The following is a 14,199-nucleotide window of genomic DNA, read 5'->3' as shown; positions in this document are numbered from 1 at the left end:
ATATATGATAACATGGTAATTACTCCAAAAATTCAGTTTCGTCTCAATGTACTTTTGATAACCGTTGTTGTTTTGACGATTGTATTTCTTTCGCTTTACAGTTTAGGATATTTAGATGAACTTCAGGTAATTCTAGCTAAAGATAATTATATTTTTTACTGGATGCTTTTGGTGGGAGTTTTTGCAGAAATTGTTGCAGGATCAATGGGAATGGGTTACGGTGTTATTTGTACGACTACGCTTTTATTTTTGGGAATTCCGCCGCATGCGGTGAGTGCAAGTATTCATTCTGCGGAAAGTTTTACCACGGCAGCCGGAAGCATCAGTCATATCAAATTAAAAAATGTAAGTAAAAGCCTGGTTAAAAGATTAGCCATTCCTGCCATAATTGGTGCTATCATCGGTGCAATTTCTTTGACGTATTTAGGCGAATATTATTCTAAAATTACAAAAACAATCATTTCTTTCTACACGTTGTATCTCGGTTTTAAAATTTTCTCAAATGCTTTTAAGCCCAAACAGAATAAGTCTTTAAAGAAAAAAACAAATCTTACCAGATTGGGAATCATCGGCGGATTTATAGATTCTTTCGCAGGTGGAGGATGGGGACCTTTGGTTACCGGAACTTTAATTAAAAATTCTTTTACTCCAAGATTTGCAGTGGGAAGTTCGACCGTTGCCAAATTTATTTTAACGATTACTGCAGCAATCACTTTCTTTTTTACATTGGGAATTCAGCATTGGAATATTATTCTCGGACTTCTTATTGGCGGAATTATTACTGCACCGTTTTCTGCAATGCTAACTGCTAAACTCCCAGTGAAAAGTATGTTTGTTGTCATTGGAATTTTAGTGATTGCGATGAGTTCTATTACCATTTTTAAATCGGTTTTTTAGATTCGGGATTCGAGATTCGGGGTTCGAGTTATGAGGTTCGGGGTTTTGGGATCCGAGTTTTTGATTCGAAGGTTGAAAATTGTAATTTTTGTAGGCTATGTGAAATTGAAGATTCGATGTAATCAAACTTCTTTGCGAACGAAAAATATTCAAATTGGGATTAAAACTCTTTGCAGACTTTTCGGTAAAATATTACGTTAAAAATTATTTTTTTGTGAAAAATTTAGCAGAATTTAAATTCAATTAAAATCAAAAATAATTTACATTTATAGCCTAAAAATAATACATGAATTTACATATCGTTGCACTTTTCAGATTTAAGGAAAATCATCTGATGGAAGCGGTGGAATTGTTCCAGACATTGGTAAGAGAAACCAGAAAAGAAGCGGGCTGTCTGCTATACGACCTTATCGAAGACAACGAAAATAAAGGAACTTTTTTTCTCGTTGAATTGTGGGAAAGTGTAGCGCATCACAATGCACACAACGGAACTGATCACCTGATGAATTTCAGGAAAAATTCGTCTAAAATACTTGAAGAAACAGCACAGGTTTATAAAGGGTTTAAGATTTATTAGTTTTGTTGGATGTTAGATGTTAGATGTTAGATGTTACAAAAGTCAAAAGGCAGTTTCATCATTCTTGAAACTGCCTTTTTATTAGAAAAAATAGAAAGTATGTTTTTTGATTGTGAATTGTCAATTAGCTTCGGCTTTTTTGCTTACTTCTGTAATACCTAAAGTTGAGGTGATGTTTTTGTATTTGAAATACATATTTCCTGTAGAACTTCCATCGTTTGAGATAAAGTACATTCTGTAGTATTCGTTTCCTTGTTTTACATAATAAACCACATCAGAAAGAGGTGCGCCGATTGTCGGTTTCCAATAATGCCCGATTGTAGTAATATTGCTTGAAAAAGCTGTTGACGCCGGCAAAGTAGCTGTTGCAGTAGCCTGAGTTTCCGGCTGTACTTTTGCTACCGTAATATTCGGGCTTTGAATAACACCAGCCATTCTGTATTTCATCGTTTGTGGGTTACCTTGTTGATCTACATATGGATAATCATTCCAATATCTTGTAAACATCATGTCCCAGTTTGCTTTTGACGGCTCAAGGTTTGCTACTTTTTCTCCCGTTGTGAAAGAGAAATAATTAAAGAAAGCATCATCTGTTCCGTTTGCTAGAGTTTTTGTCTGCGTAGCATCCCAAGAAGATGTTGTAGCATTCCATTTTGCATATTTGAATGTGTAACCTCCGAAGAAATCTTCGATCATAAATTTATAGAAAACATTTGAAGGATATTTTAAAATAAAAATTACGCTTCCTACCACATGATGATTCGTAGGATTATATTCTCCCCATCCGTAAGTCGCAGTACCTTGCTCAAAAGCACCTTCCTGAAGAGAAGTTGTGTTATCTAAGTTGTATAAAGGTGCTCCATAAGTAGAAACATCATTTGTTGTAATAGAATTCCAGTTGCTTGCGTTGTTTGAAGCCTGGTAAACTTCTACGTTTTGGGCATCATTCATCCTTGTTCCGAATCCGAAACTAGAATTTCTGTAAAATGCAATGTCCCATGTATTTGCTGTTTGCGAAACGATATTATTTGCACTGAGATCAAAGAACACTCTGTTTTGATAAGAAGGTCCCATTGTAAGGTTTACCGTAGTATATCCATTTGCATCCGTTTGAGCCAATGCAGTCTGCTGTACTGATAAAGCAAAAACTGACGCCAAAAATAGTTTTGTTTTCATAACCTCATTTATTATTTAGAATTATTCTACAAAACTATATAATTATTTTTAATAATTCTAAATAAAAACATGATATTTATCGTGTTTTTTATTTTTTTTAAATGATTAATTATCGTTAATCATTTGTTTATCATTGTGTTATAATAAAAAAGGTTGGCTACTTTGTGTAACCAACCTTTTAAAATTTATTTTAAATCAATTATTTTTTGATAAATTTTGACTTAACAGCTTTACCGTCTTTAGTTTCAATTAAAACATAATAAACACCCGTCTGAAGAGTATTGATAGAAAAACTGTTGTTATTTACTTTTCCTGAAGCTACATTTTGACCTGCAGCAGAATAAACATCAATGTTTTTGATTTCGGTTTTACCGATAAACTGAAGAGCGGTGTTGTCTGAATTTACTACAAACTGAACATCTTCTTTAGATTTTAACGCATCAGAAGTACCTAAGCTTGCCGTAGTGTTATAAACAAAGTCGTCAATCTGAATTGCTGTGTGAGCGGTAGTAGGTAAAAATTTGATGACAAGATAAGATCCTGTAGAAGCAGGTATCGGAACGTTGATATTTTGAATTGTTCCAATTGCAGTAATTGTTATCGGGCTTCCAACTGCAACAAAAGTTGCCATATCTGCTGGGTTAGATGCTACACCCACCTGAACTGTTGCGAGACTTGTATAAGGAGCCATTGGCGTTGCAGTAAAAGACACTGATTTGTCTCCTGCAGGTGCAATGATTTGTGGTGAAATTAAATATGATGGATCACTTGCATTATTTCCTGAATAAGCCTGTATTGCTTTATTTGCATCTGTAGTAACGATCATTCTTGGAGGCGGCGGAAATGGCTGTGGGTTTGTAGCCAATACTGCAGACCATCCGTTTTGAGGAAAGCTGGTTGTTCCGGAGGTGAAATTATTGAAATTTTCGTTGATTGTTGCAACCTGCGCATTGGCAGAGATTGCTGAAAAAACTAATCCTGCAAAAAGTAATTTTAAGTTCATTTTTTCTATATTTTAATATCGCACAAAATTAAGCAATTGATTTTAATTATTCTAAATAAAATATTATTTTTTGTTTTGACTCTAAAATTTTAAATCTTAAATCAGAACAAAGAAAAATAATTTGCATAAAATTTAATTATCATAATCAAATTATGAGTAATCAATCTTTCTATGCTTTAAATCATGTCGTAAATTGCGTTTTTATTTTTAACTATTCTAAATAAAGTTCTATATTTGTCGAAAATTTTGAGTTTATGAAGAAGAAGGTGTTTTCAGTGGTGTCTTTATCTGCCGTTTTATGGATGAGTGCACAGGAAAAAGATTCTCTAAATCAGAAAAAAATAGAAGAAGTTGTCATTACCGGACAATATATGCAGCAATCAATCAATAAATCGATTTATAAGGTTGAAGTGATTGATGCTGAGCAGATTAAAAATATGGCTGTAACCACAGCTGCAGAAGTTCTTAATCAAAATTTAAATATTCTTATTGAGCCTTCCCGTGGTTCGGGAGATTCCGGAGCCAATATCATGGGACTTACCGGTGAATATACCAAAATTCTTATCGATAACATTCCCATCGTAAGTGACCAAGGTGTAGGAAATATATTTGATCTTACGAAAATCAATGTCAACAATATTGAGCGAATCGAGATTGTAAAAGGTGCGATGGGTGTAGAGTATGGAAATAATGCTGTTGCCGGAGTGATCAATATCATTACAAAAAAGAATTATTCCAAAAAAGTCCATATTCAGGCATCTTTACAAGAGGAAACAGTAGGTAAGGATTATGATTGGTTTAAAAAAGGTAATGGTCGCCACATTCAGTTTCTGAATCTTGGATTTAAGTTAAATGATAACTGGACGATCGCTGCAGATATTAATCATAATGATTTTCAGGGTTATAAAGGAAGGTTTAACGGCTATAAATATTTTAATGAAAATAATGACGGATTTAGAGGTTACGATTGGCAGCCAAAAGATCAGATTACAACAAATGCGTCAATCAGATACAATAAAAACAATACTACTTTTTACTATAAACTGAATTTTCTTACAGAAAAAGTTGATAGTTACAACCCTCTTATCGAAGAACTGTATTTAGGTGACGGCAACAGGACTTACATTGCCAACGACAAAGAGTACAACACAAAAAGATGGATTCATCAGTTTAATATCCAGACTAAATTAGGGTCAAGAATTAATTATAATGGTGATTTTTCTTATCAGATGCAGGAAAGAAACCTCAGAGAATATGTTTATGATGTTCCTGCAAGAAACGAAATTTCTTCAAAGCCGGAAAATCTTTACTACAAATCTGAAGTAATGTATTCACGAGGAATGTTCAGTAATTTTCTGAATAGTGAAAAAATAAATTTCCAGATAGGGTACGAATTAGACAGAACGAAAGGCTTCGCAAGTCAGGAACTTAGAACTTTCGGCTCTACGGGAGATAATGATGTAAACCGTGTGATCTTTAATTATGCAAACTTTGTTTCCGCAGAGTGGAACGTTATTGATTGGTTATCAATACGTCCAGGAGTTAGGCTTGCTTTAAGTGATCAATTTGATTCTCAATACAATTATTCAACGACGGCAAGATTCAAAACGACACAAAATTCAGATATTCGTCTGGTTTTCGGGACAGCAAACAGATTTCCAAAATACGAGGAGTTATATACTTTTATTGTAGATAACAATCACGATATCAGAGGAAATGTAAACTTAAAGCCTGAAACAGGCTATTCAACCGGGATTTTCTGGGATTATAAATTTGCTCCTGCAAATAATTGGAAATTCGGTTTCAGCGCATCCGGAATGTATCTTGACGTTAAAAACAGAATTGAAAGTGTAATCGTCAGCAACAGTCCTTTAAAGTACACTTATCTTAATGTAGATAATTATAAATCACTTCTTTTCGGAGGCTCTGTTAATGCCAGAAAAGGTAATCTTTCGTTGAATGCAGGTGTTTCAGTTCTTGGGATCTCACAGTTTTTAAATACGGGAAATCTTGTCTCTCCGAATGATTACAACTTTTATGCAGAAGCAAATTTAGCGGCAAATTATAAACTACCTTCTACAAAAACGCTTTTTGCATTGTATTATAAATATACAGGAACCAAAAATATGTTTACCCATTTGCCGAATGCAGATAACCCGCAAGATCCGGGACAATACGTTTTGGGGCAAATCGGTGATTTTAATATGCTGAATTTTACCATAAGTCAGCCATTCTTTAATGATCACCTCGAGCTAAGCGCAGGAATTAAAAATATTTTTGACGTAAGTGATGTGCGAAACTCTGTACAGGGTGGAGACGGTCACAATGCTTCCGCAGGTACTCAGAATCTTTTCTATGGCAGGAGCTATTTCGCAAGATTAAATTATAATTTTTAAATAAATTAAAATGAAAAAAATACTATTTGGATTATTGATAGCAGCTTCTTTTATATCTCAATCTTGTATTAATGACAACGAAGACCCTGTTCCGGTTTCAAAAACTGATGGTAATGTGGTAGATGCAAATGTTGGAGGTGCTGCGCAACCCAATCAGGTATGGATAGATTTAGGAACTGATACTAAAACATATACCAGAAGAACCGATTGGGATTTAGCCTTATATTCCGGAAACGAGTTTAAAGTAGTTTTAAATTCATCCATTATGATGGCTGCTGGAAAAATTGCCGGAGCTACCAATATTGATTTGGTGACGGAAGCAAGTGTTGCTGCTTTGAAAGATCAGGTACAGGTTGCGAACTTTAATCCCGCAAACGTTGCTTATATCGACGATGTTAACGGAGATTTCCCTTCAGGAACTACGGCAATTGAAGAAATCAAAGCTAATGATTCTGAAAATGCGGTTTATCTTGTCAATATGGGAAAAGATATTTATACGGGAGTAACATCGGTAGGTTCAATCACAACAGGAGGCGATAACCGCGGCTGGATGAAAGTACAGGTTGTAAGATCCGGTACAGGATACAAAATAAAATATGCCCAACTTAATGAAACTGAGCATAAAGAAATTACAGTTTCTAAAAATTCAGCATACAACTTTAATTTTGTAAGCCTGAAAAATAATAAAGAGCTCTTCATTCAGCCGGAAAAAAAGAAATGGGATCTGTGTTTTACCGTATTTACCAATACGATTGCAGGGGCCGGAAGCTACATTTACGGAGATTTCGTAACAACCAATAATGTCGGCGGAGCAGGAGCTTATGAGATAATCATTCCTTCCACTACTTCAGGAGTTGAAGCGTATACCAATTTCAAATTTTCAGATATCGACCAAAGCAAATTTATCTATAATAATCAGCGTGTGATCGGTGCAAACTGGAGAAATCCTGTAGGAATAAATGGTCTTGAAGTGTACGGTGACCGTTTTTATGTAATTAAAGATCCTGAAGGATATTATTTTAAACTGAGATTCACAAGGCTTACAAAAGCTACCACAGACGAAAACGGTCAGGCTGGTGAAAGAGGTTTTGCTCAGTTCGAATATAAACCATTGTATTAAAAAAATCAAATAATAAAAAATGAAAAAGTTCATCCTTGCAGCTTCTGTTTTAATGGCAGTATATTCTTGCAAAAAAGAAGCGCAAAAACCTACGGAAAACGGAAATGAAGTGGTTGCTGAAGCTCCGAAATCGAATAATAAAATCGTTTCTATCAGTGGTGGGATTACAGAAATTGTAGCTGCTCTTGGTCACGAAAAAGAAATTGTGGCAACAGACGTTACAAGTACTTATCCTGAATCTTTAAAAACGACTGCCGAAAATTTGGGTCACGTAAGATCAATGACGATTGAGCCGATTATGGCGGTAAATCCTACTTTAATTTTAGCTTCAGATAAAGACATCAATCCTGATTTATTAGGGAAAATAAAAGCTTCAGGGATCAAAACCGAATTATTCAAGCAGGAATATACCGTTGAAGGAACTAAAAAACTAATTGCAGACGTAGCAAAAGCGATCGGAAATACAGATTATCAGAAATTGAATGATAAAATTGATACCGATTTAAAGCAAATTCAGCCTATTGCTAAAAAACCAAAAGTTTTATTCATCTACGCAAGAGGAAATATGATGATGGTTTCAGGGAAAAATACACCAATGGCTGCTTTGATTAATCTTGCAGGAGGTGAAAACGCAATTAATGATTTCGAAGATTTCAAACCTTTAACTCCGGAAGCGGTGGTAAAAGCAAATCCTGATGTATTATTTTTCTTCTCTTCAGGTCTTCAGGGATCGGGTGGAAACGAAGGTGCATTAAAAATGCCGGGTGTTTCCCAGACCAATGCCGGTAAAAACAAAAAAATTATCGCAATGGATGGTGGTTTAGTTTCAGGTTTCGGGCCTAGATTGGGTGAGGCTGCATTATCATTAAACAAACTTTTAGTTGAAAGCACAAAATAAATTATATATTTATCTTATTACAAGTGCCCTTTTGCTGGTTTTACTGGCAATTGTGGCACTTTATATTGGCGTTTATGACTTTAACGGTGTTTCGCCTTTTACAATTTTAGGCCAGTTTATTCAGAGTGATCCCAACCTTTCGTTAAGTGACAAATATGTACTTTGGGAGGTGAGAGCTTCCAGAATTATTATGGCAATTTTGGTGGGAAGTATGTTGGCGGTTTCAGGAACTACTTTACAGGGATTATTCAAAAATCCTTTGGCAACGGGAGATTTAATAGGTCTTACTTCGGGAGCTACTTTGTTGGCGGCAATTGCAATAGTTTTAGGAGGGCATTTTAAAGAATATCTTCCTGAAATGGTACAGTTTTCACTCACGGGTATTTCGGCTTTCATAGGAGCTTTATTAGCAATGATGCTGGTTTACAGGATTTCCACAAGCGGTGGAAAAACAAACGTTGTGATGATGTTGTTGAGCGGTGTTGCCATTACGGCAATCGGATTTTCAATTACAGGTTTTTTAATTTATATATCTAAAGACGAGCAGCTTAGAGATCTTACTTTCTGGAATATGGGAAGCTTAGCCGCTGCAACATGGACGAAAAATATCGTTTTGGCAGTTGTAATCGTAGTTTCTTACACAATTCTTCTGCCAAAAGGAAAAGCACTCAATGCAATGATGCTAGGCGAAAAAGATGCGCAGCATTTAGGAATTAATGTAGAAAAATTAAAAAAGCAGATTGTCATTTTAACGGCGTTAATGATCGGAACCTGTGTTGCTTTTTCAGGAACAATTGGTTTTGTTGGTCTTATTGTACCGTATATTTTAAGGCTTTTATTTAAATCAAATTATACTTTTATTTTGCCGTTGTCTGCGGTTTTCGGAAGCATTTTGCTTTTGGTGGCAGATACTTTCAGCAGAAGCATTGTGCAGCCTTCAGAATTACCGATCGGTATTTTAACGGCATTAATGGGAGGTCCTATTTTTATCGCAATTTTAATTAAATTTAAAAAATCACTCTAATGTTAAAAGCGCGTCAGATTGATTATAAGCATAAAGAATTTTTTATTCTGAATGATGTCAGTGTTTCTCTTAATTACGGAGAATTTTTGGCAATTGTCGGTCCGAATGGAGCCGGAAAATCTAGCTTGCTGAGTATTTTGGCAAATGAGGTGAAGCAGGGTAAGAAGGAAATAATGTTTAAAAATAAAAACATTTCCGATTGGGAAGTAAGAGAATTATCTTTACATAAAGCCAAATTTTCTCAGCACAATTCCAACGAAATTCCTTTGCAGGTAAAAGACGTGGTGATGATGGGGCGTTATCCGTATTTTGATTCTCAGCCAAGAAAAGAAGATTTCGAAGCGATGAATAAATTAATGTACGAAACCGATGTTTATCATCTTAAAGAGAGGGATTACAACACTTTGTCGGGTGGTGAAAAGCAAAGAGTGCATCTTTCGAGAGTAATGGCGCAGCTTGAAAATGAGATTGAGCAAAAGCTTGTTTTTTTGGATGAACCTCTGAATAATCTTGACGTAAAACACCAGTACAAAGCTTTAGAAATCATAAAAAAATTCACGCAGAATGCCAATTCAGCCATCGTTGTTTTGCATGATCTGAATTTGGCAGCTCAGTTTGCAGATAAAATTTTATTGATGAAAAGCGGAAAAGTTTCAGCGTACGGAACTCCGGAAGAGGTTTTTACCTCCGAAAATATTTCTCAGGCATATAATTTTCCGTGCACAATTTGTCCGCATCCCGTGAATGCAAACCCAATGATTATTTTTGGATAAATGGAAGAAACAGATTTAAAAATATTAGCGCAAAACCTCGGAAATCCGCAAGGCGAAAAAGGAATTGAAATTGGTGAAATGATGAACGCCACCAATATAGGAATGACGCAGGAAAGTATAAAAACGCTTTTAATTGAAGACGGAGAACACATTCTTGAGATCGGTCACGGAAATGCAGGTCATCTTAAAAGTATTTTAAATAAAGCCAAAAAGCTGAAATATACAGGAATCGATATTTCTGAAACGATGAATAAAGAAGCCCGGAAACTGAATGCACAATTCAAAGATCAGGCTGAATTTATTTTATATGAAGGGAACAAGTTTCCGTTCAATGATGAGGTTTTCGATAAAATATTTACGGTAAACACCGTTTATTTCTGGGAAGATCCGGTAGAATATTTAAATGAAATTTACAGGGTTTTAAAAAAAAGCGGAACATTCGTCCTCACTTTTGTGCAGAAAGATTTCATGGAAAAATTACCGTTCACAGCGTACGATTTTAAACTTTACAATAACGAAGATCTGGAAGAGCTTATTTCTCAGAGCAATTTTAAAAGAATGAAAATTTCTGAGAAAGAAGAAGAAGTAAAAAGCAAAACCGGAGACGAATTGATCAAAAGAATTTACACAGTTTTAACCATAAAAAAATAAATAGAATGAATACAATAGTTAACGATCTGAAAGAAAAATGGGAAGCGCTGAAAGCTGAAAACCCACATTTGAGAATAAGAAATGCTGCTGAAAAATTGGGCGTAAGCGAAGCAGAATTATTATTAACTAACGTTGGAGAAGAAGTTACCGTTCTGAAACCTGAATTTGCCAACATCTTAACAGAAGTTGAAAAATTGGGTAAAGTAATGGCTCTTACGAGAAATGACGAATGCGTTCATGAGAGAAAAGGAACTTATCTGAATGGTGATTTCAGCAGTCCACATGCACAATTGTTCGTAGGTGAAGATATCGATTTGAGAATCTTTATGAATCACTGGAAATTTGCTTTTGCAGTTGTGGAAGGCGAGGCTTTGAGACTGGCTCCGGAAGGTTATGCTAAAAAAATAGACCCTTCAAAAGTGGTAAATGTTTTGGAAGATGCTTCAGAAAAACGACTTCCGATCATGGTTTTCGTTGGAAACAGAGGAATTATCCAGATTCACACCGGTGAAGTGAAGAAAACAATGTGGCATCAGCAATGGTTCAACGTGATGGATCCTGATTTCAATTTACATTTAGACGTCACAAAAATCGCCGAAGCATGGATCGTGAAAAAACCTACTGAAGACGGTGAAGTTACCGCAATTGAAGTATTCAACAACGAAGGTGAATTTATCGTACAATTCTTCGGAAAAAGAAAACCGGGAATCCCTGAATTGCAGGAATGGAAAGACCTTGTAGCAAGCTTAGAACAGTAATAGATTAGATAATTTTGAAGGCCGTTTTGTTTGTAGATTCAAAGCGGTCTTTTTTGTTTAATTTGAAACATAAGTTGCACAAATATTATTCACTAATGACACTAATTTGTAAATTTATAATTGTTTGATAATATAATATTTAGTGTTGGAAAACGCAAAGACGCAAGATTTTTTTTAAATTTACGTTTTAAGTCGCAAGGATTTTATCTTCGATAAAATTTAAAACTGCCAATTTGCATAATTCGTTTAAGAAATCACTTACTGAAAATCTTTGATTTTCTTGCGCTTAAAACAAAATAAGATGAAAATTTTGCGCCTTTGCGAAAAGCCAACAAATCATTAATTCGTTTAAAATTTGTGATATTTGTGAAAACCATTAGTGTCATTCGTGTTTTAAACCATTGCAAAATAACATTGTAACGATGTAACTTTACATTCTTGCATTGTAATTTTACATTATGCTGATGTGAAAAGTAATTATTGATTTATCGAAAAGATATCCAATAATAATTTGTGATATTTGTGAAACCATTAGTGTTATTCGTGTTAAAAAAAATCAAATTTAAAAATGAAAAATATATTTATAGCCATATTAGTTTTCGGTTTTTCTGTCATCAATGCACAGAATTTTAAACCGTATCAGTTCTATAATAAAAAAGGTAAAGCCGTTAAAACGGAAAAACTTGTCAAGGAACTAGCAGATTATGACGTTGTTTTCTTTGGCGAGCTTCACAATAATTCGATCATTCACTGGTTACAGTTGAAAGTGACAGAAGGTTTGTACGACAAAAAAAACAAACAGATTACTTTAGGAGCCGAAATGTTTGAAAGAGACAATCAGCCGCAGCTCAATAAATATCTTTCTGGTAAAATTGAAGCGAAAAGCTTAAAAGATTCTGTGCGTCTCTGGAACAATTACAACACCGATTATAAACCTTTGGTTGATTTTGCAAAAGATAAAAATCTGAATTTTATTGCCACAAATATTCCAAGAAAATATGCTTCTCAAACCGCAAAAGAAGGTTTAGAATCTTTAAATAAACTGAGCGAAAAAGAAAAATCTTATATCGCCGAGTTGCCGATCATTGTTACTTTAGATACACCCGGTTATCCTGAAATGAAAAAAATGATGGGCGATCATGCAGAAGGAACGAAAGTGATGAATTTTATCTCTGCGCAGGCAACAAAAGATGCAACGATGGCAGAATCTATTCTTAAAAATCTTCAGCCCGGAAAAACATTTATCCATTACAATGGTAATTTTCACACTAAAGAATTTGGCGGAATTTATTGGTACATCAAGCAAAAAAATCCAAACCTGAAAATGGCAGTTATTTCTGTTTTTGAATCTGAAGATAATGAATTAAAAATCCCTGAAAAAGATTATATCCCGACAGATTTTAACCTTATTATTCCGGCGGATATGACGAAAACTTATTAAGTTTAAAGAGCCAAGTAAAAAGTTAAAAGAAACAAGTTTAGCTCAACGAAGATTTAGAATATTAATAAAAAATCTGCGTAAATCTGTTTCATCTGTGGGAAATAAAAATTTTCAAAAGAGTTTGTCGACGTAACTGAAAATATTCAATAGAAACGGGCTTCAGCCCGTTTTTTATGCAAAAAATTCCATTGGCTTTAGCCAAAACTTAAAAACATCTCTATCTTTGTTTAACATTCTTTACAAATGAAAAAACTCTCCATATTTTTCGTTCTGTTCATTGGTTTTCTCAATGCACAGAAACTTTCCAAATCTGAAATTTCATTGATCAATCAGGGAAATATCAATTCAGCATTACCGATTTATCAGACAACGGATGAACATCAGCATAAAACTTTATTGAGTCTTTCCACAGAAATAGATCCGCTTGATAAAAACACGGCAACATTAGTAAAAAGAATGAAAGAATCGCTCCTTTCTACAGACGGCGGAGTAGGAATTGCCGCCCCGCAAGTCGGAATCAACAGAAAAGTGATTTGGGTACAACGTTTTGACAAAGCAGGCGAACCGTTGGAATATTTTATCAATCCGGTGATTACCTGGAGATCAGAGTTACAGAATTTCGGTCCGGAAGGTGATCTTTCGATTCCCGAATTCAGAGACCAGTTTTACAGAAGCAAGGTAATTCAGTTAGAATATGTAGACTTGAAAGGTCAGAAATTTTCTGAAATGGTAGAAGGTTTTACCGCCGTGATTTTCCAGCACGAAATCGACCATCTTTTCGGAATTTTAATTTCAGATAAAAAGAAAAAAGAAGAGAATGATTCTTATCAGGCGGTAGATGCTTATAAGAAAAGTGATTCTGTAGGGAGATAATAATTTCTATTTGTTCAGATTTTCAATCATTTTAATGATTTCTAAAAAATCGTTTTCTTTTTTGAAAGCTTTTATTTTATCAACAATTTCTGGATAATCTTTAAAAAGAATATAAAGATCCTCTTTTGCTTTTTCGTATTTCTTATCTTTCATCCTGATTCTGTAAGGATAGGCGTAAAGCTTTTTTTCAGCATCATTAGCATCCTGAAATACAAAATTAGGATAATCTTCCAGTGTTCTTGCAATTGCATTATATCCTCTGATTGATGTAAAATAAATATTAAATTTTCCTTCCGAAACAACCTCTCCAAATGTTTCTTTAATTTTTGTAGGCGTACCTACCAATGCATAATTGTCTGCGTAAGCTCTAAAATTATATAAAGGGACAAATTTCAAATTTTCAGAAGAAAAGCTTGTAACGTCGTTGGGAGCATATTTTGTAGGTTTTTCATTCTCATTTGCTCTGAAATGTAATTTGTCATTTTGGGTAGGATACCATTTGATTTGCCCGTCAAGTCCAGATAAATCTTTAAGAATCACTCTACCGTTAGTAAATTCTGTTGCAAACGGATAATTTTGACCGTAAGAGAAAAAAGCTGATAAGAGTAAGCT

The 14,199-nt window shown here is 34.6% G+C and carries 14 protein-coding genes; 11 read left to right on the top strand and 3 right to left on the bottom strand.

The features are described from left to right. Both AB4Y90_RS11315 and AB4Y90_RS11310 read left to right on the top strand, forming a co-directional pair. A partial coding sequence (locus AB4Y90_RS11315; RefSeq protein ID WP_441557685.1) for a sulfite exporter TauE/SafE family protein occupies window positions 1-897 on the top strand: 897 nt, incomplete at its 5' end. 286 nt (window positions 898-1,183) lie between these two features. Next, window positions 1,184-1,474 carry a putative quinol monooxygenase gene (locus AB4Y90_RS11310; RefSeq protein WP_441557683.1) on the top strand — a complete coding sequence of 97 codons (291 nt, stop codon included), beginning with the start codon at window positions 1,184-1,186 and terminating at the stop codon, window positions 1,472-1,474. Window positions 1,475-1,594: 120 nt separating this feature from the next. Here the strand turns inward: AB4Y90_RS11310 and AB4Y90_RS11305 are convergent, their stop codons facing one another. Both AB4Y90_RS11305 and AB4Y90_RS11300 read right to left on the bottom strand, forming a co-directional pair. Next, complete coding sequence (locus tag AB4Y90_RS11305) at window positions 1,595-2,650, bottom strand: T9SS type A sorting domain-containing protein (protein ID WP_441557681.1); 1,056 nt, start codon at window positions 2,648-2,650, stop codon at window positions 1,595-1,597. A gap of 199 nt (window positions 2,651-2,849) precedes the next feature. Next, entirely contained in the window at window positions 2,850-3,653 is an 804-nt protein-coding gene (locus AB4Y90_RS11300) for a T9SS type A sorting domain-containing protein (RefSeq protein ID WP_441557679.1), read from the bottom strand. Between the two features lie 254 nt (window positions 3,654-3,907). On the opposite strand from AB4Y90_RS11300, the gene AB4Y90_RS11295 reads away from it, so the two are divergent. The 9 genes from AB4Y90_RS11295 (at window position 3,908) to def (ending at window position 13,587) form a co-directional block, all read left to right on the top strand. Then, window positions 3,908-6,049: a TonB-dependent receptor plug domain-containing protein gene (locus tag AB4Y90_RS11295; protein ID WP_441557678.1), complete on the top strand. Its 2,142-nt coding sequence runs from the start codon at window positions 3,908-3,910 to the stop codon at window positions 6,047-6,049. Window positions 6,050-6,059: 10 nt separating this feature from the next. Beyond that, on the top strand, window positions 6,060-7,169 hold the full coding sequence (locus AB4Y90_RS11290) for an HmuY family protein (protein WP_441557676.1): 1,110 nt from the start codon (window positions 6,060-6,062) through the stop codon (window positions 7,167-7,169). 19 nt (window positions 7,170-7,188) lie between these two features. Continuing rightward, complete coding sequence (locus tag AB4Y90_RS11285; RefSeq protein ID WP_441557674.1) at window positions 7,189-8,067, top strand: heme/hemin ABC transporter substrate-binding protein; 879 nt, start codon at window positions 7,189-7,191, stop codon at window positions 8,065-8,067. Next, the gene (locus tag AB4Y90_RS11280; protein WP_441557672.1) at window positions 8,051-9,091 is read left to right on the top strand and encodes a FecCD family ABC transporter permease; all 1,041 of its coding nucleotides are present in this window, start codon (window positions 8,051-8,053) and stop codon (window positions 9,089-9,091) included. The genes AB4Y90_RS11285 and AB4Y90_RS11280 overlap by 17 nt, the downstream gene beginning before the upstream one ends. Further along, complete coding sequence (locus AB4Y90_RS11275) at window positions 9,091-9,864, top strand: heme ABC transporter ATP-binding protein (RefSeq protein ID WP_441557671.1); 774 nt, start codon at window positions 9,091-9,093, stop codon at window positions 9,862-9,864. Before AB4Y90_RS11280 ends, AB4Y90_RS11275 begins: the two co-directional genes overlap by 1 nt. Then, window positions 9,865-10,515, top strand: coding sequence for a class I SAM-dependent methyltransferase (locus tag AB4Y90_RS11270; protein WP_441557669.1), 651 nt, complete (start codon window positions 9,865-9,867; stop codon window positions 10,513-10,515). Between the two features lie 5 nt (window positions 10,516-10,520). Further along, window positions 10,521-11,273 (top strand): hemin-degrading factor, encoded by a 753-nt coding sequence (locus AB4Y90_RS11265; RefSeq protein ID WP_441557667.1) that lies wholly within the window; start codon window positions 10,521-10,523, stop codon window positions 11,271-11,273. A gap of 568 nt (window positions 11,274-11,841) precedes the next feature. Beyond that, window positions 11,842-12,714 carry a ChaN family lipoprotein gene (locus AB4Y90_RS11260; protein WP_441557665.1) on the top strand — a complete coding sequence of 291 codons (873 nt, stop codon included), beginning with the start codon at window positions 11,842-11,844 and terminating at the stop codon, window positions 12,712-12,714. Window positions 12,715-12,957: 243 nt separating this feature from the next. Next, a complete protein-coding gene (gene def, locus AB4Y90_RS11255; protein WP_441557663.1) occupies window positions 12,958-13,587 on the top strand; it encodes a peptide deformylase in 630 nt (209 codons plus the stop codon). Window positions 13,588-13,593: 6 nt separating this feature from the next. Here the strand turns inward: def and AB4Y90_RS11250 are convergent. After that, window positions 13,594-14,199 (bottom strand): hypothetical protein (locus AB4Y90_RS11250; RefSeq protein WP_441557661.1); only part of this gene is annotated, 606 nt, incomplete at its 5' end.

This window comes from Chryseobacterium sp. 2TAF14, assembly GCF_052115105.1.
Lineage (GTDB): Bacteria > Bacteroidota > Bacteroidia > Flavobacteriales > Weeksellaceae > Chryseobacterium.
The sequence above is the reverse complement of the archived record's forward strand: the minus strand, read 5'-3'. Positions and strand labels throughout refer to the sequence as shown.